This window comes from Hydrogenophaga sp. (assembly GCF_026125825.1).
Taxonomy (GTDB): domain Bacteria; phylum Pseudomonadota; class Gammaproteobacteria; order Burkholderiales; family Burkholderiaceae_C; genus Hydrogenophaga.
The window spans coordinates 1-1,392 of record NZ_JAHCKK010000222.1; the positions used below are offsets into that span (position 1 = coordinate 1).

At 69.7% G+C, this 1,392-nt stretch carries 1 protein-coding gene; it reads right to left on the reverse strand.

Annotated elements, in window-relative coordinates:
• A partial coding sequence (locus KIT86_RS25120; RefSeq protein WP_297403472.1) for an aldehyde dehydrogenase occupies positions 1-1,391 on the reverse strand: 1,391 nt, incomplete at its 3' end.
• Between the last annotated feature and the right edge of the window lies 1 nt (position 1,392).

A 1,392-nucleotide genomic window follows, 5' to 3' on the forward strand; every position in this document is an offset into this window, starting at 1 on the left:
AGGATGCCCAGGCGGCCCTTCTCCTGGCCGTAGCCGCTCATCTTCACGCCGGTGAAGGGTGTGCTGATGGAGAAGACCTTGTAGGTGTTGATCCACACGGTGCCCGTCTGCAGGGCGCGCCCGATGCGCCAGGCGCTCTTGAAGTCGCGCGTCCAGATGCCCGAGGCCAGGCCGAACATGTTGTCGTTGCACTGCGCGATGAGGTCGTCCTCGTCCTTCCAGGGCAGCAGCGCGAGCACGGGGCCGAAGATTTCCTCCTGGCACATGCGCGCGCTGTTGGGCAGGCCCTCGAAGACGGTGGGCAGGTAGTAGCTGCCCCCGTCGTAGAAGCCGCCCGTGGGACGCTCGCCGCCACAGAGCACCGTGCCGCCTTCGTCGCGGCCCAGCTGCACGTACTTCTCCACCGAGGCGCGGTGGCCCAGGTTGACCAGCGGACCCATCTGCGTGTCTTCGCTGGACGGGTCGCCCACGCGCAGCTTCTTCACGCCTTCGAGCAGGCGCGCCTTGAACTCGCCGTAGACGCTCTCGTGCACGAAGGCGCGCGAGCCGGCGATGCAGGACTCGCCCGAGGAGCTGAAGATGCCGTAGAGCACGCCGGCCACGGCGTGGTCCAGGTCGGCGTCGGGCATCACGATGGTGGGGGACTTGCCGCCCAGCTCCAGCGAGGTGGGCATGAGCTTCTCGGCCGCCAGGCGCTGGATGCCCATGCCAACCGTGGTGCCGCCGGTGAAGGCGATGCGTTTGATCAGGGGGTGTTTCACGAGCGCGTCACCGACGATGCTGCCCTTGCCCGGCAGCACGCTGATGATGCCGGCGGGCACGCCGGCCTGCTCGGCGATCCGGGCCAGCTCCAGGGCCATGCGCGGGGTGATCTCGGCGGGCTTGAAGACCATGGCGCAGCCGGCGGCCAGCGCGGGGGCGAGCTTCTGGGCTTCGCTGGCGATGGGGGAGTTCCAGGGGGTGATGGCGCCCACGACGCCCAGGGGCTCGTGGACGCTCATGCTGAGGTAGTCGCCGCGCGAGGGGGTGATGGTGTCTTCCCAGGTTTCGGCGGCGGCGCCGAAGAACTGGAAGGTGCCGGCGGCGCTGGCGACGAGGGCGCGGCATTCCTTGATGGGCTTGCCGTTGTCCAGGCGCTGGAGCTGGGCGAGTTCTTCGCTGCGCTCGCGGATGCCGTTGGCGATGCGGTAGAGGAGGCCGGCGCGTTCGTGGTGCTTGAGGCGGGCCCAGGCGGGTTGCAGGCGGGCGCGTTCGGCGGCCTGCACGGCTTCGTCCACGTCGGCGGCGGTGGCCGCGTGCAGGCGGGCGACGGTGCTGCCGTCGTGCGGGTATTCGGTGGTGTATTCGGGGCCCGAGGCGTCGCGCCAGCGGCCCGCGAAATAGCTTTGCAGT